21 protein-coding genes are annotated in these 23,747 nt (G+C 66.6%); 19 read left to right on the top strand and 2 right to left on the bottom strand.

The window, feature by feature from the left end; all coding sequences use genetic code 11:
• Positions 1-4: 4 nt before the first annotated feature.
• Both msrB and ACSFBE_RS05705 read right to left on the bottom strand, forming a co-directional pair.
• Positions 5-421 (bottom strand): peptide-methionine (R)-S-oxide reductase MsrB, encoded by a 417-nt coding sequence (msrB, locus tag ACSFBE_RS05710; RefSeq protein ID WP_435489408.1) that lies wholly within the window; start codon positions 419-421, stop codon positions 5-7.
• Positions 418-1,902, bottom strand: a complete 1,485-nt coding sequence (locus ACSFBE_RS05705) for a protein adenylyltransferase SelO (protein WP_435489407.1) — start codon at positions 1,900-1,902, stop codon at positions 418-420. The genes msrB and ACSFBE_RS05705 overlap by 4 nt, the downstream gene beginning before the upstream one ends.
• Before the next feature lie 161 nt (positions 1,903-2,063).
• Here ACSFBE_RS05705 and ACSFBE_RS05700 point away from each other — a divergent pair, with 161 nt between their 5' ends.
• The 19 genes from ACSFBE_RS05700 to ACSFBE_RS05610 all read left to right on the top strand — a co-directional run bounded on the left by ACSFBE_RS05700 (position 2,064) and on the right by ACSFBE_RS05610 (position 23,729).
• Positions 2,064-3,707 (top strand): 3-(methylthio)propionyl-CoA ligase, encoded by a 1,644-nt coding sequence (locus ACSFBE_RS05700; RefSeq protein ID WP_435489406.1) that lies wholly within the window; start codon positions 2,064-2,066, stop codon positions 3,705-3,707.
• A gap of 180 nt (positions 3,708-3,887) precedes the next feature.
• Positions 3,888-5,117 (top strand): branched-chain amino acid ABC transporter substrate-binding protein, encoded by a 1,230-nt coding sequence (locus ACSFBE_RS05695; RefSeq protein ID WP_435489405.1) that lies wholly within the window; start codon positions 3,888-3,890, stop codon positions 5,115-5,117.
• Positions 5,118-5,204: 87 nt separating this feature from the next.
• Positions 5,205-6,158: a branched-chain amino acid ABC transporter permease gene (locus ACSFBE_RS05690; protein WP_435489404.1), complete on the top strand. Its 954-nt coding sequence runs from the start codon at positions 5,205-5,207 to the stop codon at positions 6,156-6,158.
• Between the two features lies 1 nt (position 6,159).
• Positions 6,160-7,491 (top strand): branched-chain amino acid ABC transporter permease, encoded by a 1,332-nt coding sequence (locus ACSFBE_RS05685; RefSeq protein WP_435489403.1) that lies wholly within the window; start codon positions 6,160-6,162, stop codon positions 7,489-7,491.
• Entirely contained in the window at positions 7,488-8,255 is a 768-nt protein-coding gene (locus ACSFBE_RS05680) for an ABC transporter ATP-binding protein (protein ID WP_435489402.1), read from the top strand. The genes ACSFBE_RS05685 and ACSFBE_RS05680 overlap by 4 nt, the downstream gene beginning before the upstream one ends.
• Position 8,256: 1 nt before the next feature.
• Complete coding sequence (locus tag ACSFBE_RS05675; protein ID WP_435489401.1) at positions 8,257-8,958, top strand: ABC transporter ATP-binding protein; 702 nt, start codon at positions 8,257-8,259, stop codon at positions 8,956-8,958.
• Positions 8,959-9,158: 200 nt separating this feature from the next.
• On the top strand, positions 9,159-11,264 hold the full coding sequence (locus ACSFBE_RS05670; protein WP_435489400.1) for a 3-hydroxyacyl-CoA dehydrogenase NAD-binding domain-containing protein: 2,106 nt from the start codon (positions 9,159-9,161) through the stop codon (positions 11,262-11,264).
• Between the two features lie 35 nt (positions 11,265-11,299).
• Positions 11,300-12,475: an acetyl-CoA C-acyltransferase gene (locus ACSFBE_RS05665; protein WP_435489399.1), complete on the top strand. Its 1,176-nt coding sequence runs from the start codon at positions 11,300-11,302 to the stop codon at positions 12,473-12,475.
• A 10-nt stretch (positions 12,476-12,485) separates the two neighbouring features.
• Positions 12,486-14,318 (top strand): acyl-CoA dehydrogenase, encoded by a 1,833-nt coding sequence (locus tag ACSFBE_RS05660; RefSeq protein WP_435489398.1) that lies wholly within the window; start codon positions 12,486-12,488, stop codon positions 14,316-14,318.
• A 19-nt stretch (positions 14,319-14,337) separates the two neighbouring features.
• Positions 14,338-14,562, top strand: a complete 225-nt coding sequence (locus ACSFBE_RS05655) for a hypothetical protein (RefSeq protein WP_435489397.1) — start codon at positions 14,338-14,340, stop codon at positions 14,560-14,562.
• Positions 14,559-14,837 (top strand): Dabb family protein, encoded by a 279-nt coding sequence (locus ACSFBE_RS05650; RefSeq protein WP_435489396.1) that lies wholly within the window; start codon positions 14,559-14,561, stop codon positions 14,835-14,837. The genes ACSFBE_RS05655 and ACSFBE_RS05650 overlap by 4 nt, the downstream gene beginning before the upstream one ends.
• Before the next feature lie 16 nt (positions 14,838-14,853).
• Positions 14,854-15,645: an SDR family oxidoreductase gene (locus ACSFBE_RS05645; RefSeq protein WP_435489395.1), complete on the top strand. Its 792-nt coding sequence runs from the start codon at positions 14,854-14,856 to the stop codon at positions 15,643-15,645.
• Between the two features lie 11 nt (positions 15,646-15,656).
• Positions 15,657-16,112, top strand: a complete 456-nt coding sequence (locus ACSFBE_RS05640; RefSeq protein WP_435489394.1) for a PaaI family thioesterase — start codon at positions 15,657-15,659, stop codon at positions 16,110-16,112.
• Between the two features lie 52 nt (positions 16,113-16,164).
• Complete coding sequence (locus tag ACSFBE_RS05635; RefSeq protein WP_435489393.1) at positions 16,165-17,181, top strand: NADP-dependent oxidoreductase; 1,017 nt, start codon at positions 16,165-16,167, stop codon at positions 17,179-17,181.
• A 22-nt stretch (positions 17,182-17,203) separates the two neighbouring features.
• Positions 17,204-18,844, top strand: coding sequence for an isovaleryl-CoA dehydrogenase (locus ACSFBE_RS05630; protein ID WP_435489392.1), 1,641 nt, complete (start codon positions 17,204-17,206; stop codon positions 18,842-18,844).
• A 29-nt stretch (positions 18,845-18,873) separates the two neighbouring features.
• Entirely contained in the window at positions 18,874-19,818 is a 945-nt protein-coding gene (locus ACSFBE_RS05625; RefSeq protein ID WP_435489391.1) for a glutathione S-transferase family protein, read from the top strand.
• Complete coding sequence (locus ACSFBE_RS05620; protein WP_435489390.1) at positions 19,815-20,717, top strand: SDR family oxidoreductase; 903 nt, start codon at positions 19,815-19,817, stop codon at positions 20,715-20,717. Before ACSFBE_RS05625 ends, ACSFBE_RS05620 begins: the two co-directional genes overlap by 4 nt.
• Before the next feature lie 16 nt (positions 20,718-20,733).
• Positions 20,734-21,672, top strand: a complete 939-nt coding sequence (locus tag ACSFBE_RS05615; protein ID WP_435489389.1) for a hypothetical protein — start codon at positions 20,734-20,736, stop codon at positions 21,670-21,672.
• A 227-nt stretch (positions 21,673-21,899) separates the two neighbouring features.
• The gene (locus ACSFBE_RS05610; RefSeq protein ID WP_435489388.1) at positions 21,900-23,729 is read left to right on the top strand and encodes a pectate lyase; all 1,830 of its coding nucleotides are present in this window, start codon (positions 21,900-21,902) and stop codon (positions 23,727-23,729) included.
• Positions 23,730-23,747: the final 18 nt, after the last annotated feature.

The raw sequence follows: 23,747 nt of genomic DNA, 5'->3' as shown, positions 1-23,747 counted from the left end.
GCGCTCAGTCCTTTTGCGGCTCGAAGGCGAGCGACGCGGAATTCATGCAGTAGCGTAACCCGGTCGGCGTCGGGCCGTCCGGAAACACATGTCCCAGGTGCGCGCCGCAGTTCGTGCAGACGTTCTCGGTGCGCACCATGCCGTGCGAACGGTCGACGATGTCGGTGATGGCGCCGGGTACCGCCTCTTCGGAAAAGCTCGGCCAGCCGCAGCCGGCGTCGAACTTGGTGCCCGACTCGAACAGCTTGGCGCCGCAGCAGACGCAGTGGTAGCTGCCGTCTTCCCAGTGCGCTTCGTACTTGCCGGTGAAGGGGCGTTCGGTGGCGGCATGGCGGGTGACTTCGAAGGCGACGGGCTCGGCGCCCTTCTCGGCCAGGGCGGCCTTCCATTCGGCATCGGTCTTCTGGATCTTGGGGGTCATGAGGAGCAACTGATTTCGATGGTGGATGCCCAGTCGGGCGGGAATCCGGCGTAGGCCTCGTGGCCGGCATGGTCGTCACATGGGGACTCGAGCAGCATCAGCAAGGTCGCGACGCTGGAGAAGTCCTGGCGCTGCGCCGCTTCGATCGCCTCCTGCCCGAGGTGGTTCCGCAGCACGTACTTCGGATTGGCCGTGCGCATCAGCGCGGCCGACTCGGCGGCGCCGATGGCGCCGCGCCGCTCGGCGAAGGCCAGCAACCAGGCGTCGATGCCGGTGCGATCGATGAACAGTTCGCGCACCGGCTCGAAGTCCCCACCCGCGACCGCGTCCGACAGGCGGCGCCAGAAGATCGTCCAGTCGGTGCGTTCGGCGGCCAGCAGGCGCAGCACGTCGTCGATCAGGCCGCGGTCCTGGGCGTCGGCCGAAGGCAGGCCCAGCTTGCGGCCCATGCGCCGGTCGAACTCGCGCGGAAAGGCCGTCTTGTACGACTCGAGCGCGGCGATGGCGATGTCCTGTTCGCCGATCAGCGGCAACAGCGCCTGGGCCAGGCAGAAGAGGTTCCAGTACGCCACGTTGGGCTGCTGGTTGAAGGCATAGCGCCCGCCCGTGTCGCTGTGGTTGCAGATGTGGCCGGGGTCGAAGCCGTCGAGGAACTGGAACGGGCCGTAGTCGATGGTGAGCCCCAGGATGCTCATGTTGTCGGTGTTCATCACGCCGTGGCAGAAGCCGACCGCCTGCCATTGCGCCAGCAGCGCGGCGGTGCGCTCGCTCACCGCTTCAAGAAAAGCCGCGTAAGCGTTGCCGCCGAAGCGCGCGGTCGTGCGGCAGGCCGGGTAGTGACGGTCGATGACGTGGTCGGCCAGCTGGCGGAGTTCGTCGATGCGGTCGTTGGCGGCGAAGTGCTCGAAGTGTCCGAAGCGGATGAAGCTCGGTGCCACGCGGGTGACGACGGCTGCGGTTTCCAGTTCCTCGCGGCGCACGCGCTGGTCGGAGCCGGTGACGGCGAGCGCCCGGGTGGTCGGAATGCCCAGCCCGTGCATCGCCTCGCTGCAGAGGAATTCGCGGATGCTCGATCGCAGCACCGCCCGGCCGTCGCCCATGCGGGAATAGGGCGTTCGCCCCGCACCCTTGAGCTGCACCTCGAACCCGGCATCGGTTTCGCCCAGCAGGATGGCGCGGCCGTCGCCGAGCTGCCCGGCCCAGACGCCGAACTGGTGACCGCTGTAGACGCTGGCCAGGGGCGTCATGCCGGGCAGCAGCGCATTGCCGGTCAGCACTTCCAGTGCCTCGTCGGCACGGAACCAGTCGGGATCGAGACCCAGCAGGCGCGCCGCCGCCTCGCTGCGGCCGACCCAATACGGTGCGGGCAGCGGGGTGGGTTGCAGTTCGGTGAAAAAGGCGGGCCCGAGCGTGTGGAACCCCTCGGTCCAGCGCAGGCCGGTGGCCGTCGCGAGGCTGCTGTCGTCCGCAAGCAAGTTCATGGGTCGATTGTCCCGCAGTGCTCGAAACCCCATGCAACGAAGGCCATGGCCGCGCAGCCACCTGCGCGACCCGCTACGGGCATTCCCCCATCGGTCGCATGCTGCGGTGCGCAATACTCCGCAGCAATTCTTCCCCGATCCCTGGAACAAGGAGCCGCCCGATGCTGGGTTTGATGCAAGACCAACCGCTGATGATCTCGTCGCTGATCGAGTTCGCCGAACGCCACCACGGCGACGGCGAAATCGTCTCGCGGCGGGTCGAGGGCGACATCCATCGCTACACCTGGGCCGACGTGTCGCGGCGTGCCCGCCAGGTGGCGAACGCGCTCGACGGCGAAAGCCTGCTCTTCAGCGACCGCGTCGCCACGCTGGCCTGGAACGGCTACCGGCATCTCGAGCTTTACTACGGCGTGTCGGGCTCGGGTCGGGTGCTGCACACCATCAACCCGCGGCTGCACCCCGACCAGATCGCCTGGATCGCGAACCACGCCGAAGACCAGATCCTGTGCTTCGACCTCAACTTCCTGCCGCTGGTGCAGGCAGTGCACGCCCGCTGCCCGATGGTGAAGAAGTGGATTGCCCTGTGCGACGCCGACAAGCTGCCGGCCGACAGCGGCATCCCCGGTCTGCTGAGCTACGAAGCCTGGATGGGCGTCCAGTCGACCGACTACGACTGGCCGCGCTTCGACGAGAACTCGGCCTCGAGCATGTGCTACACGAGCGGCACCACCGGCAACCCGAAGGCTGCCCTCTACAGCCACCGATCGACCCTGCTGCATGCCTACGGCGCCGCGCTGCCCGACGTGATGAGCATCTCCGCGCGCGATTCGGTGCTGCCGGTCGTGCCGATGTTCCACGTCAACGCATGGGGCATTCCATACTCGGCCGCGCTGACCGGCTGCAAGCTCGTCTTCCCCGGCCCGGCGCTCGACGGCAAGTCGGTGTTCGAGCTGATCGAAGCCGAGGGCGTGACCTTCGCCGCCGGCGTGCCGACCGTCTGGCAGATGCTGCTGACGCACATGAAGCCCGGCGGCCTGCGCTTCTCGACGCTCAAGCGCACGGTGATCGGTGGCTCGGCCTGCCCGCCGGCCATGATCCACGCGTTCCAGCAGGACTACGGCGTGGACGTGTTGCACGCCTGGGGCATGACGGAGATGAGCCCGCTCGGCACCCTGTGCACGCTCAAGAACAAGCAGCTGACGCTGCCGGCCGATGCGCAGGATGCGATCCGGCAGAAGCAGGGCCGGGCCATCTTCGGCGTCGACATGAAGATCATCGACGGCAACGGCGCCGAACTGCCCTGGGACGGCAAGGCCTACGGCGACCTGCTCGTCAAGGGACCATGGATCGTCAAGGAGTACTTCAAGGGCGAGGGCGGCGACCCGTTGGTGCCCGACGGGCAGGGCCAAGGCTGGTTCCCGACCGGCGACGTCGCGACCATCGATGCCGACGGCTTCCTGCAGATCACCGACCGCAGCAAGGACGTGATCAAGTCCGGCGGCGAATGGATCAGTTCCATCGACATCGAGAACATCGCGGTGGCGCATCCGGCCGTGCTGATGGCGGCCTGCATCGGCGTGGCCCACCCGAAGTGGGACGAACGCCCGGTGGTGGCGGTGGTCAAACGGCCGGGTGCCGAGGTCACGCGCGAAGAGCTGCTGAAGTTCTACGAAGGCAAGACGGCCAAGTGGCAGATCCCCGACGACGTGCTTTTCGTCGAGGCGATCCCCCTCGGCGCCACCGGCAAGATCCTGAAGACCAAGCTGCGTGAGCAGTTCAAGGGCTACCGGCTGCCGGGGCTCTGACGACAGGAGGTGGCACGGCCGCGAGTTGCTACCGGGCGGTAGATCGCGCAGCCCGCCGACTGTCGCGCGCGCGATAGAAAGGGGCTCAGCCGCTGCAGCGTTGCGGGCAATCCCTGAGCGGCCCGCCTTCAAAGACTTGTAATCTCGATCGCGGTCGACCACCGACTCAGGAGACAAGACATGCAATTCCGAGTGAAGTTTCTCGCCGCCTCGCTCATCGCCGCCAGCGTGACCGGCGCATGGGCCCAGAACGGCGAAACCGTCAAGATCGCCTGGCTCGATCCGTTGTCGGGCCTCATGGCCGCAGTGGGCACGAACCAGCTCAAGACCTTCCAGTTCCTGGCGGAGGAGTTCAACAAGAAGAACGCCGCCGGTGTGAAGTTCGAGATCATCGGCATCGACAACAAGCTGAGCCCGCAGGAAACCACCAGCGCGTTGCGTTCGGCCATGGACCAGGGTGCCCGCTACGTGGTGCAGGGCAACGGCTCCGGCCCGGCGCTGGCCATCATCGACGCGCTCGAGAAGCACAACGCCCGCAACCCGGGCAAGGAAGTGCTCTACATCAACTATGCGGCGGTCGACCCCGACCTGACCAACAGCAAGTGCAGCTACTGGCACTTCCGGCTCGACGCCGACACTTCGATGAAGATGGAGGCGCTGACCACCTTCATGAAGGAGCAGCCCGACATCAAGAAGGTGTACCTGATCAATCAGAACTACTCGCACGGCCAGCAGGTCTCGAAGTTCGCCAAGGAAAACCTCAAGGTCAAGCGGCCCGACGTGGAGATCGTCGGTGACGACCTGCACCCGCTGGCCCAGGTGCGCGACTTCGCACCCTACATCGCGAAGATCAAGCAGTCGGGCGCCGACACGGTGATCACCGGCAACTGGGGCTCCGACTTGGCGCTGCTCATCAAGGCGTCGAACGACTCGGGCCTGAACGTCAAGTTCTACACCTATTACGCCGTGACTACCGGCACGCCGACGGCCATGGGCGCCGCGTCGGACGGCAAGGTCTACCAGGTGGGCTACAGCCACTACAACGCCCCGGGCGTCATGGTGCCGCTGATGACCGAGTACAAGAAGCGCTTCAACGACGACATGTACACGACCGACATCTATACCGTGTACGCGATGCTCAGCGAGGCTTTCGTGCGCACCAAGTCGACCGAACCGCTGAAGGTCGCAGCGGCGATGGAAGGCATGAAGTTCAAGAGCTTCAATGGCGATGTCGAGATGCGCAAGGCCGACCACCAACTGCAGCAGGGGCTCTACATCACGCGATGGCAGAAGGCCGACGCGAAGAACCCCTACAGTCCGGAGAACACCGGCTACACGCTGGCGCCAGTCAAGTATTACGAGGCCTACGTGGCGAGCACGCCGACCACCTGCCAGATGAAGCGGCCCTGACACGCGCGAGCGCAAGAGCGCGAAGGCCCGCTGTCGTGACGCGGGCCTTTTTGTTTTCAACCCGCCCCAGGAAATGATCGAACGTCGATGAACGTGGAATTCTTTGCCATCTCTCTGCTCAACGGCGTCAGCTACGGGCTGCTGCTGTTCATGCTCAGCTCCGGGCTCACGCTGATCTTCAGCATGATGGGCGTGCTGAACTTCGCGCACACCAGCTTCTACATGCTGGGGGCCTACCTGGCGTACACCATCTCGGGGCTGGTGGGCTTCTGGCCGGCGCTGGTGCTCGCGCCGCTGGTGGTCTTCGTGCTCGGTGCCGCATTCGAGCGCTACAGCCTGCGGCGGGTGCACAAGTTCGGCCATGTGCCGGAGTTGCTGGTCACCTTCGGCCTGTCTTACCTCGTCCTGGAGGTGGTGCAGTTGCTGTGGGGGCGCTCCACCGTGCCCTACGGCCTGCCGGCGCAACTGCAGGGTCCGCTCTTCACGCTCTACGGCACCCAGTTCCCCAAGTCGCGATCCTTCATCATGGCGGTGGCCCTGCTGATGCTGTTGGCGGTGTGGCTGCTGCTCACGCGCACGCGCATCGGGCTGGTGATCCAGGCGGCGCTGAAGCACCCCGAGATGGTCGAGGCGCTGGGCCACAACGTGCCGCGCGTCTTCATGGGGGTGTTCGGCGGCGGCGCGGCCCTGGCCGGGCTGGCCGGCGTGATCGGCGGTAACACCTACGTCACCGAGCCGGCCATGGCCGCCTCGGTCGGATCGATCATCTTCGTGGTGGTCGTGGTGGGGGGCATGGGATCGCTGGCCGGCGCCTTCCTGGCGTCGCTGCTGATCGGCATCATCCAGACCTTCGCCGTCGCCATGGACTATTCACTGGCCACGGCACTGCAGGGCTTGGGCATGGCTGTCACCGACCAGACCTTCGGCTACGAGCTGATGAAGCTCACCATCTCGCAGGTGGCCCCCATCCTGCCGTACCTGTTCCTCGTGCTGATCCTGATCTTCCGCCCCAAGGGGCTGTTGGGAACGCGGGAAGACTGACATGAATGCCATCGCAACCCCTTCGACCGCGTCGGCGCCTGTGCGCTACTACCGCTTCCGGCCCTGGAACATCGGCCGCTGGCTGATCTGGTCGCTGTTCGCCATTGCGCTCGTCGTGGCGCCGATGCTGTTCCGCAGCAGCCTGGCGCTGACCATGCTTTCTCAGATCGGCTACCTCATCATCATCTGCCTGAGCTACAACATGCTGCTGGGGCAGGGTGGGATGCTCAGCTTCGGGCATGCGGTCTACACCGGGCTGGGTTCCTTCATCGCGATCCACACGATGAATCTCGCGGCCAAGGGCAGCCTGCCGGTGCCGCTGGTGCTGATCCCGCTGGTCGGCGGGCTGGGCGGCATGTTCTTCGCCATCCTCTTCGGCTACGTGACGACCAAGAAGGCGGGCACCACCTTCGCGATGATCACGCTGGGCATCGGCGAACTCGTCGCCTCGATGGCGCTGATGTTCCCGACCTTCTTCGGCGGCGAGGGCGGCATCACCACCAACCGGGTGTACGGCGCGCCTTTCCTGGGCTTCACTTTCGGCCCGCAGGTCCAGGTGTACTACCTGATCGCGGTGTACTGCTTCGTCTGCACTGCGCTGATGTATGCCTTCACGGGTACGCCGCTCGGCCGCATCCTGAACGCAGTGCGCGACAACCCGGAGCGGGTGGAATTCATCGGCTACAACACCCAGCGGGTGCGCTACTTCGCCTTCATCATCGCGGGCTTCTTCGCCGGCATCGGCGGGGGGCTGGCGTCAATCAACTTCGAGATCGTGAACGCGGCCGACAGCCTCAACGGCATCCGCTCCGGCGGCTACCTGCTCTTCACCTTTCTGGGTGGCGCAACCTTCTTCTTCGGGCCGATCATCGGCGCAGTGCTGCTGGTGCTCGCGTCGATCCTGCTGTCCGAACTGAGCAAGGCCTGGCTGCTGTACCTGGGCCTGGTCTTCCTTTTCATGGTGATGTTCGCGCCGGGCGGCGTGGCCAGTCTGGTCATGATGAACCTGCGCGTCGCCAAGTTCGGCAGGTTCAAGCCTTTCTGGTCGCTGTACGCCGGGTTGATCGCCACGGGTGCCTTGCTGGTCGCGGGTGTGGCCGGCGTGGTCGAGATGATCTATCACATGCAGCTCAACGCCGCGCTCGGGCCGACGCTGCAATTCTTCGGGCTGACGCTCGACACGTCCAACCCGACAAGCTGGGCGATCGCGATCGGGCTGATGGTGGTGGGCGGTGGCTTGCTCGAGATCGTGCGCCGTCGCTTCGTCCGTGCCTGGGGGCAGGCGCAGGAAGAGATCGAACGCGAGATCAAGCGGCGGGAGGTCGTGGCATGACCTTCGCGCTCGAATTGAAAGACCTGCGCAAGAATTTCGGCAAGACCGAGATCATCCGCGGCGCCAACCTGGCGGTGAATGCGGGCGAGCGCATTGCCATCATCGGGCCGAACGGGGCGGGCAAATCGACGTTGTTCAACCTCATCAGCGGGCGGCTGGCGCCGACCAGCGGCGAGGTGCTGCTCAACGGCCAATTGGTCAATGGCCTGCGGCCGTACGAGATCAACCGGCTGGGCCTGTCGCGCAGCTTCCAGATCACCAACATCTTCCCCAAGCTCAGCGTGTTCGAGAACCTGCGCTGCGGCGTGCTGTGGAGCCTGGGCTACCGCTACACCTTTCTGCGCTTTCTCTCGAAGCTGGACGACGCCAACGAGCGCACCGAGCAACTCATCCGCCAGGTCGGGCTGGAGCGCAAGCGCGACGTGCTGGCGGTGAACCTCACCTACGCCGAGCAGCGTGCGCTGGAGATCGGCGTGACCATCGCCGGTGGCGCCCACGTGATCCTGCTCGACGAGCCGACCGCGGGCATGAGCAAGACCGAGACGGCGCACTTCATCGCGCTCATCAAGGAGGTGACGGTGGGGCGCACGCTGCTGACGGTGGAGCACGACATGGGCGTGGTGTTCGGCCTGGCCGACCGGATCGCTGTGGTGGTGTACGGCGAGGTGATCGCCTTCGACACGCCGGCCGCGGTGCGCGCCAATCCACGGGTGCAGGAAGCGTATCTCGGCTCCGCGGTCGCCGATGCCCAAGGAGGCCACTGACATGCTGAAGCTTCAAGACCTGCACGCCTACTACGGCAAGAGCCATGTGTTGCACGGCGTGTCTTTCGAGGTCGGTGCGGGCGAGATCGTCGCGCTGCTGGGGCGCAACGGCTCGGGTCGCTCGACCACCGCCAAGGCCATCATGGGCCTGGTGCATGCCGAGGGCGGGCTGCATTGGAAGGGGCAGGACATCCTGCGCCGCAAGGCCTACGAGATCGCGCATCTGGGCATCGGCTACGTGCCGGAGAACCGCGAGATCTTCCCGAAGCTCACCGTGCACCAGAACCTGCTGCTCGGACAGAAGGGCAAGGTGGCAGCGAAGAATAGCCGCTGGTCTTTCGACGACATGTACACCATGTTCCCGCGGCTCAAGGAGCGTCAGCACAACGAGGCCGGCGTGCTCTCCGGCGGCGAGCAGCAAATGCTGACGCTGTGCCGCACGCTGATGGGCGACCCCGACCTGATCATCATCGACGAGCCCACCGAGGGGCTGGCGCCGAAGATCGTCGAGCTGGTCGGCCAATATCTGAAGCGCCTGAAGGATCGTGGGGTGTCGGTGCTGCTCATCGAGCAGAAGCTCACCATCGCGATGGCGATCTCCGACCGCGCGCTGGTCATGGGCCACGGCAGCATCGTGTTCGACGGCACGCCCGACAGCCTGCGTGCCGATGTGGCCACCCGCAAGGAGTGGCTGGAGGTCTGAACGTTCTGTGACAGAACGGTGCCGCGCTTTGTCCCTCCAGCGACTTCGTGACGTTGCCCGGTCGCAGGAAATGCCTAGAATTCTCGAAGAAAAAGAACACTCGTTCTTTTCGGAGACACAGCGTACGGCGCGCAGCGTGCCGGGTGTGCTGCGCTCCGCGGTTCTTCCTCTCTCCCAACTCTCACTCGAAGGAACGCAGCATGACGGCTGAATACAAGGTGCTCGACGACATCGCCGTGATCACGCTGGCCAACCCGCCGGTCAATGGCCTCGGCTACGCGACGCGGGTGGGCATCACCGACGGTCTGGCCAAGGCGAACGCCGACGACGCGGTCAAGGCGATCATCATCACCGGCGCGGGCAAGGCCTTCTCCGGCGGAGCGGACATCAAGGAGTTCGGCACGCCCAAGGCCATCCAGGACCCGAATCTGCTCAGTGTGATCCTCGCGCTCGAAGCATCGGCCAAACCGATCGTCGCGGCGATCCATTCGGTGTGCATGGGCGGCGGCCTGGAACTGGCGATGGGATGCCATTACCGCGTGGCCGCGCCGGGCACCAGCATTGCGTTGCCAGAGGTCAAGCTGGGGCTCTTGCCCGGTGCCGGTGGCACGCAGCGCCTGCCACGGTTGCTCGGCGTGGAAACGGCGCTCAACATGATCGTCAGCGGCGAAGCGGTGAAAAGCGAAGTGCTCGCCGCGCTGCCCGGCCAGAAGCTGTTCGACCATCTCGCGGCCTCGGCCGAATCGCTGTTCGACGAAGCCCTGATCTACGCCAAGTCGGTCACCGGCAAGCGAGGCGATGCGTTGCCGCTGGTGCGCAAGCTGCCGTGCCAGCACCCGCAGGGCGATGCCTACTTCCAGTTTGCGCGCAACATGGTCGGCGGCATGTCGAAGAACTACCCGGCGCCGCTGAAGTGCGTCGATGCGGTCGAGGCCGCGACCAAGCTGAAGTTCGATGACGGCATGGCCGAAGAGCGCCGCCTTTTCACCATGCTGATGTTCACGCCCGAGTCGATCGCGTTGCGCCACCTCTTCATGGCCGAGCGTGCCGCCAGCAAGATTCCCGACGTGCCCGACGACACGCCCAAGCGTGACATCAAGTCGGTCGCCGTGATCGGCGCCGGCACCATGGGCGGCGGCATCTCGATGAACTTCCTGAACGCCGGCATCCCGGTGAAAATGCTCGAGATGAAGCAGGAGGCGCTCGACCGCGGCATCGCCACCATCCAGAAGAACTACGAGGCGCAGGTCAAGAAGGGCAAGCTCAAGCAAGACAAGTACGAGCAGCGCATGGCCCTGCTCACGACCACGCTGAGCTATGCCGACCTGAAGGACGCCGACCTGATCATCGAGGCGGTGTTCGAGGAACTGGGCGTGAAGGAGCAGGTCTTCAAGCAGCTCGACGAAGTGGCCAAGCCCGGCGCCATCCTGGCGTCTAACACCTCCACGCTCGACGTCGACAAGATCGCTGCCTTCACCAAGCGCCCGCAGGACGTGGTCGGCATGCACTTCTTCAGCCCGGCCAACGTGATGAAGCTGCTGGAAGTGGTGCGCGGTGCCAAGACCGGCAAGGACGTGCTCGCCACCGTGATGGGCGTGGCCAAGAAGATCAAGAAGACGGCGGTGGTGTCGGGCGTGTGCGACGGCTTCATCGGCAACCGTATGATCGAACAGTACAGCCGCCAGGCCGGCTTCCTGCTGGACGAAGGCGCAACGCCGCAGCAGGTCGACAAGGCCGTCGAGAAGTTCGGCTTCGCGATGGGGCCTTTCCGCATGGGCGACCTGGCCGGCAACGACATCGGCTGGGCGATCCGCAAGCGCCGCGCCACCGAGCGCGCCGACATGAAGTACAGCCGCACGGCCGACAAGCTGTGCGAGCTGGGCCGCTTCGGCCAGAAGACCGGCGCGGGCTGGTACGACTACCAGGCCGGCAAGCGCGATGCGATTCCGAGCCAGGTCGTGCTCGACCTGATCGAGCAGCACCGCAAGGACGAAGGCATCGTGCCGCGCAAGATCAGCGATGAGGAGATCGTGCAGCGGCTGGTCTATGCGCTGGTGAACGAGGGCGCGCACATCCTGGAAGACGGCATCGCCAGCAAGTCCGGCGACATCGACATGGTCTACCTCACGGGCTACGGCTTCCCGATCTGGCGCGGCGGGCCGATGCACTACGCGAGCCAGGTCGGCCTGTACAACGTGGCCGAAGCCATGAAGCGATTCGCGAAGAACCCGCACGACGACGGCAAGTTCTGGGAACCGGCGCCGCTGATCCAGAAGCTGGTGGCCGAAGGCAAGTCGTTCAGCTGAGCCTGAACGCCCACATCACATCAAGGAACTAGCACATGACCAACGCCGTCATCGTTTCCACCGCCCGCACCCCCCTCGCCAAGAGCTGGAAGGGCGCCTTCAACATGACCCACGGCGCCACCCTCGGCGGCCACGCGGTGCAGCACGCCGTGCAGCGTGCCGGCATCGACGGTGCCGAGGTCGACGACGTGATCATGGGCTGCGCCACGCCGGAAGGCGCGACCGGCTCGAACATCGCGCGCCAGATTGCGTTGCGCGCCGGCCTGCCCGTCACCACCTCGGGCATGACCATCAACCGCTTCTGCTCGTCGGGACTGCAGACCATCGCGACCGCGGCGCAGCGCATCATCGCGGGCGAGGGCGATGTGTATGTCGCCGGTGGCGTCGAGAGCATCTCGTGCGTGCAGAACGAGGCCAACCGCCACATGATCCAGGACCCGTGGCTGGTCAAGCACAAGCCCGAGATCTACTGGAACATGCTGCAGACCGCCGAGCAGGTGGCGAAGCGCTACCACATCGGCCGCGATGCCATGGACGAATACGGTGCCGCCAGCCAACAGAGGGCCACGGCCGCACTGGAAGCGGGCCGGTTCAAGGACGAGATCGCACCCATCACCGTGCTGGCCGGCGTGGCCGACCCGGTGATGGGCCTGCGTACCAAGGAAGTCACCATCGAGAACGACGAGGGCATCCGCGCCGGCACCACCAAGGAAGGCATCAGCGGCATCCGCCCGGCCATCCCGGGCGGGTTGATCTCGGCCGGCAACGCCAGCCAGTTCTCGGACGGCGGCGGTGCCTGCGTGGTGGTCGACGAGCGCTATGCCGAGCGCAAGGGCCTGAAGCCGCTGGGCCGCTTCCTCGGCTTCGCGGTGGCGGGCTGCGAGCCCGACGAGATGGGCATCGGCCCGGTCTTCGCGATCCCGAAGGTGCTCAAGAAGCTGGGTCTCACGGTCAACGACATCGACCTGTGGGAATTGAACGAAGCCTTCGCCGTGCAGGTGATCTATTGCCGCGACAAGCTGGGCATTCCGGCTGATCGCCTGAACGTCGACGGCGGCGCCATCGCGGTGGGCCACCCTTACGGCGTGAGCGGTCAGCGCCTGACTGGTCACGCGCTCATCGAAGGCAAGCGCCGCGGCGCGAAGAAGGTGGTGGTCACGATGTGCATCGGCGGTGGCATGGGGGCTGCCGGTGTGTTCGAAGTGATCTGATCGCGCTGCGATGAGCCTGCGTCCGACCCTCGACTTCCTTTTGTACGACTGGCTCGACGCCGCCGCGCTGAACGGGCGCGAGCGCTTCGCCGACCACTCGCGCGAAACCTTCGATGCGGTGCTCGACACCTGCGAGCGCATCGCGCGCGAGAAGTACGCGCCGCACAACCGCACGGTCGACACGCAGGAGCCGCACTTCGACGGCGAGAAGGTCGTGCTGCCGCAGGCCACGCACGACGCGCATGCGGCCTTCGTCGAATCGGGCATGCTCGCGGCGGCGCAAGACTACGACATCGGCGGGATGCAGCTGCCCTACACGGTGCAGGCGGCAGCCAATGCCTTCTTTGCCAAGGCCTCGGTCAGCATCGGCTCGAACATGCTGACCAGCGGCAACGCGAATCTGCTGATGGTGCATGGCACCACGCTGCAGAAGGAGGTGTTCGCGCTCAACGAGTTCTCGGGGCGCTGGGCCGGCACCATGTGTCTGTCGGAGCCGCAGGCCGGTTCGTCGCTGAGCGACGTGGCCACGCGCGCTGTGCCTGATGGCGATGGCTTCCAGAACGATGAGCTCGGCCCGCGCTACCGGCTCACCGGCAACAAGATGTGGATTTCTTCGGGCGACCACGAGTTGACCGAAAACATCGTGCACATCGTGCTCGCGAAGATCCCGGACGCCGAGGGCAAGCTGGTGCCCGGCACGCGCGGCATCTCACTGTTCATCGTGCCCAAGCGCATGGTCGACACGCAGGGCCGGCTCACCGGCGAGCGCAACGACGTGGCGCTGGCAGGTCTCAATCACAAGCTGGGCTGGCGCGGCACCACCAACACGCTGCTGAACTTCGGTGAAGGCAAGTACCCGGTGGGGGGGCAGGCAGGCGCCGTTGGCTACCTTGTCGGGCAGCCCGGAAAGGGCCTGCACTGCATGTTCCACATGATGAACGAGGCGCGTATCGCCATCGGCATGGCGGCCACGATGCTCGGCATGGCGGGCTACGAGGCCTCGCTGGCCTATGCCAGGCAGCGGCCCCAGGGCCGGCCCGCAGGCCCGGCGGGCAAGGATGCGGCCCAGCCGCAGGTGCGCATCATCGAGCACGCCGACGTGCGCCGCATGCTGCTGGCGCAGAAGGCGTACTGCGAAGGCTCACTGGCGCTGCAGCTGTACTGCGCCCGTCTGGTCGACGAACAGAAGACCGGCGACGCGCAGGCCGCGGACGAGGCGCGCCTGCTGCTGGAGGTGCTCACGCCCATTGCGAAGAGCTGGCCCAGCGAATGGTGCCTGGAGGCGAACTCGCTGGCGATCCAGGTGCACGGCGGCTACGGCTACACGCGCGATTTCCCGGTGGAGCAGTACTGGCGCGACAACCGCCTGAACATGATCCACGAGGGCACGCACGGCATCCAGGCGGCCGATCTGCTGGGCCGCAAGGTGCTGATGGAAGACGGCCGCGGCCTGACGCTGCTGGCTGCGCGCATGGCCGAGACGGCGCGCCGCGCCGCTGCCGCGCCCTCGCTCGCAGCCCACGCGAAGGCGCTGGGCGAGGCGCTCGCGCAGGTGGGTGAGGCCACGCGGGCGGCATGGTCGACCGGCGATCCGAAGGAGGCCCTCGCGAACGCGGTACCCTATATGCAGGCTTTCGGCCACACCGTGCTGGCGTGGATCTGGCTCGACGTCGCGCATCGCTCCCTGCAGGGCGACCCCGCGGCGGCGACGCCGGCCACTGTCGGACGGCTTGCGGCCGCCAGCTATTTCTTTCACTACGAGTTGCCGAAGATCGGCGCTTGGCTCATTGTGGTCGCATCCCGCGACCCGATCTGCGCCCAACTGCCCGAGGAGGCATTCTGAAATGCACAGCGGAAGCTACATGCCAAAACTACGCTCGACCGAGCCGCCCAAGCCGCACGCGCGGTTGGAGAAGTGGATCTGGATCCTGATCTACGGTGGACTCTTCACCTTCGTCCTGGGCTTCAGCACGACGCGTATCGACGCGGCGCTGGGCTGGAGCATCGCGACGCCCGGCGCCATCGCGGTGGCGGTCGGTATCGTGCTGATCTATGTGCGCTCGCGCTTCAAGGACGACCCGCAGTGATCAAGCACATCGTGATGTGGAAGCTGGCGGATGCCGCCGAGGCGCCGCGCTTCAAGGAAATCCTCGACACCTGCAAGGGCCTGGTGCCCGGCATGCGCGAGTTCGAGGTGGCGGTGCGGGCTGACGGCCTGGAGGCCAACCACGACGTGGCGCTGTACTCGGTGTTCGACGACACGGCCTCGCTGCAGGCGTACATCGTTCACCCGCGCCACCAGGAAGTGGTGGCCACGCTGCCGGCGCGCGCATCGCGCAGCGTTTTCGACTATGCCGTCTGACCGAGGAACCGAGTCCATGAGCCAACGCACCGTCCAGCAACTCTTCGACCTCAAGGGCAAGACCGCGCTCGTCACCGGCGGCTCGCGCGGCCTGGGCCTGCAGATGGCCCACGCGCTCGGCGAGGCCGGCGCCCGCATCATGCTGAGTTCGCGCAAGGCCGACGACCTGGAGCAGGCCACCGGCGATCTGCAGGCGGCCGGCATCGACGCACGCTGGATCGCCGCCGACTGTTCGAAGGAAGAAGAAACCCGCCGCCTGGCCGACCAGACGCTCGAACGCATGGGTGCCATCGACATCCTGGTGAACAACGCCGGCGCCAGCTGGGGTGCCCCCGCCGAGTCGCACCCGGTCGAGGCCTGGGACAAGGTGATGAACCTCAACGTGCGCGGCTACTTCATCCTGTCGCAGCAGGTGGCCAACAAGTACATGATCCCGAAGAAAACCGGGCGCATCATCAACATCGCCTCGATCGCCGGCCTGAACGGCAACCCGCCCGACATCCAGACGCTGGCCTACAACACCTCCAAGACCGCGGTGATCGGCTTCACCAAGACGCTGGCCGCCGAATGGGGCAAGTACAACATCAACGTCAACGCGATCTGCCCGGGCTTCTTCATGACGAAGATGGCGACCAAGCTGATCCAGAACATCGGCGAAGAGAAGATGACCGCCACCGTGCCGCTCGGCCGCCTGGGCGACGACGAAGACATGAAGGGCCTGACGCTGCTCTACGCCAGCGCGGCCGGCAAGCACATCACCGGCCAGTGGATGGCGGTGGATGGCGGCGTGAGCGTGGTGCTGGCGTGACGGAGGCGCGTGTGACCACGTCCGACGTCAGCATCCGCTCGTACACCAGCCAGATCCCGTTCGCGCGGCATCTGGGCTTCGAGCTGACGAAGTTCGAGGGCGGCGAGTCGGAGATCCTCTACACCGCCAAGCCCGAGCACCTGAACACCTTCGACGTGACGCACGGCGGGGCCTGCATGACGCTGCTCGACATCGCGATGGCGGCTGCGGCGCGGAGCGTCTCGCCGGAATCCGGTGTCGTCACCATCGAGATGAAGACGAGCTTCATGCGCCCGTCGGTCGGGCCGCTGCACGCCCGTGGCCGGCTGATGCACCGCACCGCCACCATGGCTTTCGTCGAGGCGACGATCTACGACGAGAAGGAGCAGGCCTGCGCTCATTCGACCGGCACCTTCAAGTACGTGACGCGCCGCCTGCCCACGGGCCCGGCCAGCGCCAACGCGCAGCGCCCGCCTTCGACAGACTGATACCTCGGCCGCCGCGTGCGGCCGTTTCGTCGTTACTGCACCGGAGACATCCATGCCTACCAATCGTCAGCAGCATCTGGCCAACCGTCCCGAGGGCGAGGCCGTCGCCAGCAACTTCGAGCTGGTGACCACCGAGACCCCGCCGCTGCAGGAGAACCAGGTGCTGGTGCGCCACCACTACCTGAGCCTCGACCCGTACATGCGCGGCCGCATGAACGACGCCAAGAGCTACGCACAGCCGCAGCCGCTGGGTGAAGTGATGCAGGGCGGCACCGTCGGCGTGGTGGTCGAGAGCAGACATCCGAAGTACGCCGTGGGCGACCAGGTGGTCGGCTTCGGCGGCTGGCAGGAATACAGCGTGGTCGATGGCAACCAGGTCGGCGCGCTGCGCAAGGTCGACACCACGCACGTGCCCCTGTCGCATTACCTTGGCGCGGTCGGCATGCCGGGCGTGACCGCCTGGTACGGCCTGGTGAAAATCATCGCGCCCAAGGAAGGCGATACGGTGGTGGTCACGGCCGCCAGCGGCGCGGTCGGCAGCGCCTTCGGTGCCCTGGCCAAGGCACGGGGCTGCCGCGTCGTCGGCATCGCGGGCGGCCCGGACAAGTGCCGCTACGTGACGGAAGCGCTCGGCTTCGATGCCTGCATCGACTACCGCGCGCATCCGGACGTGAAGACCATGAGCAAGGCGCTCAAGGATGCCTGCCCGAAGGGCATCGACGGCTACTTCGAGAACGTCGGCGGCTACATTTTCGACGCGGTGCTGCTGCGCACCAACGCCTTCGCCCGCGTCGCCCTGTGCGGGATGATCGCCGGCTACGACGGCGCACCGATGCCGCTGGCCAACCCGGCGCTGATCCTGATCAACCGCCTCAAGGTCGAAGGCTTCATCGTCAGCGAGCACATGGATGTGTGGCCCGAGGCGCTGAAGGAACTGGGTGGCCTGGTCGCCAGCGGCAAGCTGCGCCCGCGCGAGTCGGTGGCCGAGGGCATCGCGTCGGCGCCCGAGGCCTTCCTCGGTCTGCTGAAGGGCAAGAACTTCGGCAAGCAATTGGTGAAGCTGGTCTAGCGGCAACGACCGGAGGCCCACCATGGACGCGGCGCACGAGGTCTTCAACCAGCCTGCGCCGCTCGCGGGCTACAACCTCTTTCGCACGAACCACGCGCTGCGCGATGCGTTGGCCTTCAACGCACCGCAGCTCGACCTGGGTGCGCTCGACGCGTTGGGCGCCGCTGTCGGCACGCCCGAGATGCAGGCGCATGCGCGGCTGGCCAATGTGCACGCGCCGGTGCTGCACACACACGACCGCTTCGGGCGGCGCATTGACGAGGTGGAGTTCCATCCGAGCTACCACGCGCTCATGAAGGGGGCGGTCGGTGCGGGCCTGCACGGCACGCCATGGGCAGGCGCGAGTGCCTCGCCGCACGTGCAGCGCGCCGCCGGTTTCATGCTCTTCACCGAGCTCGAACCCTCCATCCTCTGCCCGATCTCGATGACCTATGCCGCCACGCCAGCGCTGCGCGGCAATGCGGCGGTCTACGCGGACTGGGGGCCGAAGCTCACCAGCCACGCCTACGACCCTGCGTTGCTGCCGTGGCGCGACAAGCCCGGTGTGACCATGGGCATGGGCATGACCGAGAAGCAGGGCGGTTCCGACGTCCGCGCCAACACCACGCAAGCGGTGCGCGACGGCAGCGACGCCTGGGGCGATCGCTACGTCCTGACGGGCCACAAGTGGTTCTTCTCGGCGCCGATGTGCGACGCCTTCCTGGTGCTGGCGCAGGCGCCGGCCGGGCTCAGCTGCTTCTTCCTGCCGCGCGTGTTGCCCGATGGATCGCGCAACGCGATCCGCATTCAGCGCCTGAAGGACAAGCTGGGCAACAGGGCCAACGCGAGCTCGGAAGTCGAGTTCCACGCCGCCGGCGCCTGGCTGATCGGCGAGGAGGGCCGCGGCATCCCGCAGATCCTCGAGATGGGCACGATGACACGGCTCGACTGCGCGCTCGGCACCAGCGGGCTGATGCGCCAGGCGCTGGCCCTGGCGCTGAACCACACGGCGCAGCGCAGCGCCTTCGGCAAACCGCTGATCGCACAGCCGCTGATGAAGAACGTGCTGGCCGATCTGGCGCTCGAGAGCGAAGCTGCCACCGCGCTCGCCATTCGCCTGGCGCGTGCCTTCGACCGCCCCGACGATGCGCACGAGCGCCTCATGGCGCGGCTGCTCACGCCGGTCGCCAAGTTCTGGATCTGCAAACGCGGCAGCCACTTTGCGCAGGAGGCGATGGAATGCCTGGGCGGCAACGGCTACGTGGAGGAGGGCGGCGAAGGCGTGATGGCACGCATCTACCGCGAGATGCCGCTCAACTCGATCTGGGAAGGCGCCGGCAACATCATGGCGCTCGACCTGCTGCGTGCCACGCGCAAGGGCGACGTGGTGGCTGCGCTCGCCGAAGAACTCTCGCCCGCGCGCGGCGCGCATGCCGCGCTCGATCGGCTGGCCGACGCGCTGCCGTCGCGCATCGAGGCGATGGCCACCGAGCCCGAGGCGCGCCGCCTCGCGCAGGACGTGGCGCTGGCGGTGCAAGCCGCCTTGCTGGCGCAGACCGCGCCACCTGCTGTGGTCGACGCCTTCTGCGCCTCGCGCCTGGACGGCGACTGGGGCCATGCCTTCGGCACGCTCGGCACCGGTGCCGACCTCGATTCGATCATCGCCCGCGCGATGCCCCGCTGAACCTGAAGAACGCCCAAAGAAAGACCACGATGTCCGACCTGATCCTGCACCACTACGCCACCTCGCCCTTCTCCGAGAAGATCCGGCTGGTGCTGGGCTACAAGAAGCTCGCCTGGCGCTCGGTCATCGTGCCTCAGATCATGCCCAAGCCCGATGTGCAGGCGCTCACCGGCGGCTACCGCAAGACGCCCTTCCTGCAGGTCGGCGCCGACATCTACTGCGACAGCGCGCTCATCTGCGATGTGCTGGAGCATCTGCAGCCCGAGCCTCATCTCTATCCGGAACCGAGCAAGGGCCTGGCGCGCACGCTGGCGCAATGGGCCGACGACACCCTGTTCTGGACCGGGATGGCGCACAGCTTCAGTCCCAAGGGGGTCGAGGATCTGTTTGCCAAGGCGCCACCGGACGCGGCCAAGGCGTTCTCGGAAGACCGCCGCGCGATGAGCGGCAACCGGGTCCGCCTGAGGCCGGCCGATGCCACCGGGGCCTACAAGTCCTACCTGCGGCGGCTGTCGGACATGCTGGACGACACGCCCTACCTGCTGGGTGAGGTGCCGACCATCGCCGACTTCGCCTGCTACCACCCGCTGTGGTTCACCCGCAAGCGCACCCCTTCGATGGCAGGCGTGCTGCAACTGACGCCGGCGGTGCTCGACTGGATGGACCGCATGGCGGCCATCGGCCACGGCACCATGGAAAGCACCGACGCGGCGACGGCCATCGCGCATGCCGCCGCATCGGTGCCGCACACGCTGCTGACCGACAGCACCTTCCAGGACGAGCATGGCATTCCGCTGGGCAGCCGCGTAAGGATCACTTCCGAAAGCTTCGGCCCCGAGCCGACCGAGGGCGAGCTGATCGCCGCCACGCGGACCCACTACACGCTGCGCCGCACCGACCCGCGCGCGGGCACGGTGCATGTGCACTTTCCGCGCATCGGCTATGTGCTCAAAACATCGGAGACAACGACATGATCCAGGACTTCCACGGAAAGACTGCGGTGCTCACCGGCGCCGGCTCGGGCTTCGGCCTCGAATGCGCACGCATCGGCGCGGCGCGCGGCATGAACCTCGTGCTGGTCGACGTGCAGCAGGACGCGCTCGACCGCGCCCAGGCCGAGATGGAGGCTGCCGGTGCGCAGGTGCTGGCGCGCCGGGTCGACGTGTCGAAGGCCGACCAGATGGAAGCCCTGGCCGAGGCGGTGCAGGCCCGTTTCGGCGTGCCGCACTTCGTCTTCAACAACGCGGGCGTGGGCGCCGGTGGACTGGTCTGGGAAAGCAGCGTGGCCGACTGGGAGTGGGTGCTGGGTGTCAACGTGTGGGGCGTGGTGCACGGCGTGCGCCTCTTCACGCCGATGATGCTGGCTGCCGCCGCGAAGGACCCGGCGTACCGCGGCCACATCGTCAACACCGCCAGCATGGCCGGCCTGCTCACGCCGCCCAACATGGGCGTCTACAACGTCAGCAAGCATGCCGTCGTGAGCCTCACCGAAACGCTGTACCAGGACTTGGCACTCGTCACCGACCAGGTCGGCGCCAGCCTGCTGTGCCCGTACTTCGTCGCGACCGGCATCCACAGCAGCGAACGCAACCGCCCGGGCACGCTGCCGTCCGGCGAGCCGACCAAGAGCCAGCTGATCGGCCAGGCCATGACCGCCAAGGCGGTGGGCAGCGGCAAGGTGAGTGCGGCGGACGTGGCGGCCAAGGTGTTCGACGCCATCGCCGCCAACCAGTTCTACATCTTCAGCCACCCCAAGGCGCTGGGGAACGTCAAGAGCCGCATGGAGAGCATCGTGTCGATCACCAACCCGGCCGACCCGTTCCTGGAGCGACCCGACATCGGCCAGCAATTGCGCGCCCAATTGCGTTCCTGACTACACGCCCGCCGACATGAGCGTGCTAGCTTGCACGACCATGCCGCAACGCACGCTCCTCACCAGGCTCCTCACGTCACTCACGCCCATCCGCCGCGGCCTCCGGGCGCTTCTCGCCACGCCGCTGGTGGCCCTGGCACTCATCGCACCCGCCGCCGCGCAGGACAGCGCTTCAATGCAGGCGAAGCACGCGGCGTTGACGGCACGCCTGGCGAACAACCCGTTCAAGCGGCCGCTGGTGCTGGATTCGGCCGAGAGCCCGCAGCGGCTCAGCGGCGACATCTACGCCGTCGTCGACCATCCCTTCGCCGAAACCGGTGCGCTCGCCGTGCCCGCCAACTGGTGCGCGGTGATGATGCTGCACCTCAACACCAAGCACTGCGCGGTCAAGGGCGAGGGGCAGGGCACCACCATCGAGGTGGCGGTCGGTCGCAAGTTCGATCAGCCGCTCGACCAGGCGCAACGCGTTGCCTTCACCTGGACTCAGGCGTCGAACACCGCCGACTATCTCTCGGTCCAGCTGGCGGCCGCCGAGGGGCCGCTGTCCACGCGCGACTACCGCATCGTCCTGGAGGCCGTGCCCTTGCCACAGGGCAAGTCCTTCGTGCATCTGGCCTATTCCTACGGGTATGGCACGGCGGCGCGGCTCGCGATGAAGGCCTACCTGGCCACGCTCGGCAGCGGCAAGGTCGGCTTCACCGTTGCCGGCGCCGCGGGGCAGGGTGCCGCAGAACCGATCGGCGGCGTCCGCGGCGTGGTGGAGCGCAACACGATGCGCTACTACCTGGCCATCGACGCCTTCCTCGATGCGCCGAAGCCGGAGCAGCTCGAGCGTCGGCTGGCGGCCTGGTTCGACGCCACCGAACGCTATGCGCGGCAGTTGCATGAGACCGAGCGTGAGGAGTACCTGACGATGAAGCGGAGCGAGTACAGGCGGCTCCAGAGCGGCGGCTGAAGACCTCGTCGGAATGCGCCACGACCTCCGGCCTCGTCGCAGCGCTGCCTACGTCGTTGTACGACATCGTGCAAGTTGTTACCTCGTTTATGACAGGGATTCCGTTGACCTGATTGGAGACTGACCGCAAGAATGGTCAGGCCAGCGTTGTGCAGACAACTGATGTTGTAAGACATCAGACGACGTGGGCCCGGCATTGCCGGCACTCAAACCCAAAGAGGTCCTTCATGAAACGCAGACAATTTGCGATCGCGGCCCTGTCCCCGCTCGCCTTGGCCGCCTGTGGCGGCGGTGGCGACGATTCCCCCCCGCCCGCACCGCCGCCCGCACCGCCGCCCACGCCGGCACCCACCCCTCAAGCCACCGCGACGGCGGCGCTCAAGAGCGCCGCCAGCTACATGGACGACGTGGTGTCCTACCGCGGCGGCTACGTGTGGTCGTATTCGCCCGACCTGACGCAGACCTTCGGCGAGATGGAGGCCAAGCGGACCATGCTGTGGCTGCAGCCGCCGGGCACCTCCTCCATCGGCCACATCTACCTGGACGCCTATCACGCCACCGGCGACGAGCGCTTCTACCAGGCCGCCGACCGCACGGCCAAGGCCGTTGCAGCCGCGCAGCATCCCTCGGGCGGCTGGAACTACATCTACGACTTCGCCGGCGAGGAATCCCTCAAGCACTGGTACGACACCATCGGCATGAATGGCTGGCGGCTGGAGGAGTTTCAGCATTACTACGGCAATGCCACCTTCGACGATGCAACCACCGCGGTGGCCTCGCAGTTGATGCTGCGCATGTACCTGGAGAAGAAGGACCCGGTCTACCAGGCCGCAACCGACAGAGCCATCAAGTTCATCACCGACGCGCAGTTCGGCCCGCAATTCGGCATCGCCGATGGCGGCTGGCCGCAGCGCTTTCCGCACAACCCGAACGCGATCAGTTCGATGCCGCTGCCCAACCCCACGCAGTTGCCGGCCGGCGCGCGCGCGGGCATGGAAGACAGCGACTACACGCTGCACGTCACCTTCAACGACGACGTGATGGGCGAGAACATCAAGTTCCTGACGATGTGCGTGATGACGCTGGGCCGCACCGACCTGGTCGCCAACATCACGCGGGCGATGGACTGTATGCAGCGCATGCAATGGACCTCGGGCGTGCTGCCGCTGCAGTCGGGCTGGAGCCTGCAGCACCTGTCGCGTGAAACGAGCGGCCGTCCGGCCGGTGCCCCTGCCGGGGCTCGCTCGTACGAGCCGCGCTCGTTGGCCACGCACACCACGCAGACCAACATCCAGCAGCTGTTCGGCTACTTCACGCTGACCGGTGACCGCAAGTACCTGTCGCAATTGCAGAAGGCGATCGACTGGCTCAAGTCGGCGTCGATCCAGCTGCCGGCGAACGTCGCGACGCTCAACCCGCTGCTGGCCGGCCGCAACGTCGCGACCTTCATCGAGCTCGACACCAACGCGCCGCTGTTCATCCACCGGTACGGATCGAACATCCACAACGGCGCCTACTTCTTCGACAAGGACATCACCAACACGATCAGCCACTACTCGTCGGGCCGCACCGTCGACACCGCAGCGCTGCAGAAGCGGCTGGACGAGTACAACGCCATGACGCAGGCGCAGGTCGATGCGATGGTCGCGAAGTCGCCGCTTCGGACCACCACGGCGCGGACGCTGCCGAAGTACTTCGCGGCGGTGCGCGAAGTGGACTTCCCGGACCTCTTCGAGGGCGCCGTGTTGAAGACGCCGACGGTGCCGGAATCGGAAGTGCAGACCATCGTGGGTGCGCTGGTGGACGGGAAGTACTGGACCGCCCCCGTCCCCGAGATCGTGAACCCCTACCGCGGCAACGGCCCGGCGACGCCCTACACCGGCACCGCCTACCGCAGCCGCCATGTGGGCGACATCTACGACACCTCGCCGTACCCCGCCGACGCACCGCCGGCCATCGCGCCGTATGTGTCGCGCGAGAAGCCGCAGTTCATCGTCACCTCGAACTTCATCGCACGCATGGGGCGGTTGATCTCGTTCGTCTCGCCGGTGAGCTGACGGCCGCGAGCGGTCCGG

The sequence above is a fragment of the Variovorax sucrosi genome (assembly GCF_051216635.1).
Taxonomy (GTDB): Bacteria; Pseudomonadota; Gammaproteobacteria; order Burkholderiales; family Burkholderiaceae_C; genus Variovorax.
Note: the sequence above shows the minus strand (reverse complement) of the source record. Positions and strands in the feature narration are given on the sequence as shown.

Excerpts from the sequence above, each read along its gene's own strand:
- ACSFBE_RS05700 (WP_435489406.1), top strand. The coding sequence starts at position 2,064 with ATGCTGGGTTTGATGCAAGACCAACCGCTGATGATCTCGTCGCTGATC.
- msrB (WP_435489408.1), bottom strand. The coding sequence starts at position 421 with ATGACCCCCAAGATCCAGAAGACCGATGCCGAATGGAAGGCCGCCCTG.
- ACSFBE_RS05675 (WP_435489401.1), top strand. The coding sequence starts at position 8,257 with ATGCTGAAGCTTCAAGACCTGCACGCCTACTACGGCAAGAGCCATGTG.
- ACSFBE_RS05645 (WP_435489395.1), top strand. The coding sequence starts at position 14,854 with ATGAGCCAACGCACCGTCCAGCAACTCTTCGACCTCAAGGGCAAGACC.
- ACSFBE_RS05665 (WP_435489399.1), top strand. The coding sequence starts at position 11,300 with ATGACCAACGCCGTCATCGTTTCCACCGCCCGCACCCCCCTCGCCAAG.
- ACSFBE_RS05625 (WP_435489391.1), top strand. The coding sequence starts at position 18,874 with ATGTCCGACCTGATCCTGCACCACTACGCCACCTCGCCCTTCTCCGAG.
- ACSFBE_RS05690 (WP_435489404.1), top strand. The coding sequence starts at position 5,205 with ATGAACGTGGAATTCTTTGCCATCTCTCTGCTCAACGGCGTCAGCTAC.
- ACSFBE_RS05705 (WP_435489407.1), bottom strand. The coding sequence starts at position 1,902 with ATGAACTTGCTTGCGGACGACAGCAGCCTCGCGACGGCCACCGGCCTG.
- ACSFBE_RS05615 (WP_435489389.1), top strand. The coding sequence starts at position 20,734 with ATGAGCGTGCTAGCTTGCACGACCATGCCGCAACGCACGCTCCTCACC.
- ACSFBE_RS05685 (WP_435489403.1), top strand. The coding sequence starts at position 6,160 with ATGAATGCCATCGCAACCCCTTCGACCGCGTCGGCGCCTGTGCGCTAC.
- ACSFBE_RS05695 (WP_435489405.1), top strand. The coding sequence starts at position 3,888 with ATGCAATTCCGAGTGAAGTTTCTCGCCGCCTCGCTCATCGCCGCCAGC.
- ACSFBE_RS05660 (WP_435489398.1), top strand. The coding sequence starts at position 12,486 with ATGAGCCTGCGTCCGACCCTCGACTTCCTTTTGTACGACTGGCTCGAC.
- ACSFBE_RS05610 (WP_435489388.1), top strand. The coding sequence starts at position 21,900 with ATGAAACGCAGACAATTTGCGATCGCGGCCCTGTCCCCGCTCGCCTTG.
- ACSFBE_RS05630 (WP_435489392.1), top strand. The coding sequence starts at position 17,204 with ATGGACGCGGCGCACGAGGTCTTCAACCAGCCTGCGCCGCTCGCGGGC.
- ACSFBE_RS05620 (WP_435489390.1), top strand. The coding sequence starts at position 19,815 with ATGATCCAGGACTTCCACGGAAAGACTGCGGTGCTCACCGGCGCCGGC.
- ACSFBE_RS05635 (WP_435489393.1), top strand. The coding sequence starts at position 16,165 with ATGCCTACCAATCGTCAGCAGCATCTGGCCAACCGTCCCGAGGGCGAG.
- ACSFBE_RS05680 (WP_435489402.1), top strand. The coding sequence starts at position 7,488 with ATGACCTTCGCGCTCGAATTGAAAGACCTGCGCAAGAATTTCGGCAAG.
- ACSFBE_RS05670 (WP_435489400.1), top strand. The coding sequence starts at position 9,159 with ATGACGGCTGAATACAAGGTGCTCGACGACATCGCCGTGATCACGCTG.
- ACSFBE_RS05655 (WP_435489397.1), top strand. The coding sequence starts at position 14,338 with ATGCCAAAACTACGCTCGACCGAGCCGCCCAAGCCGCACGCGCGGTTG.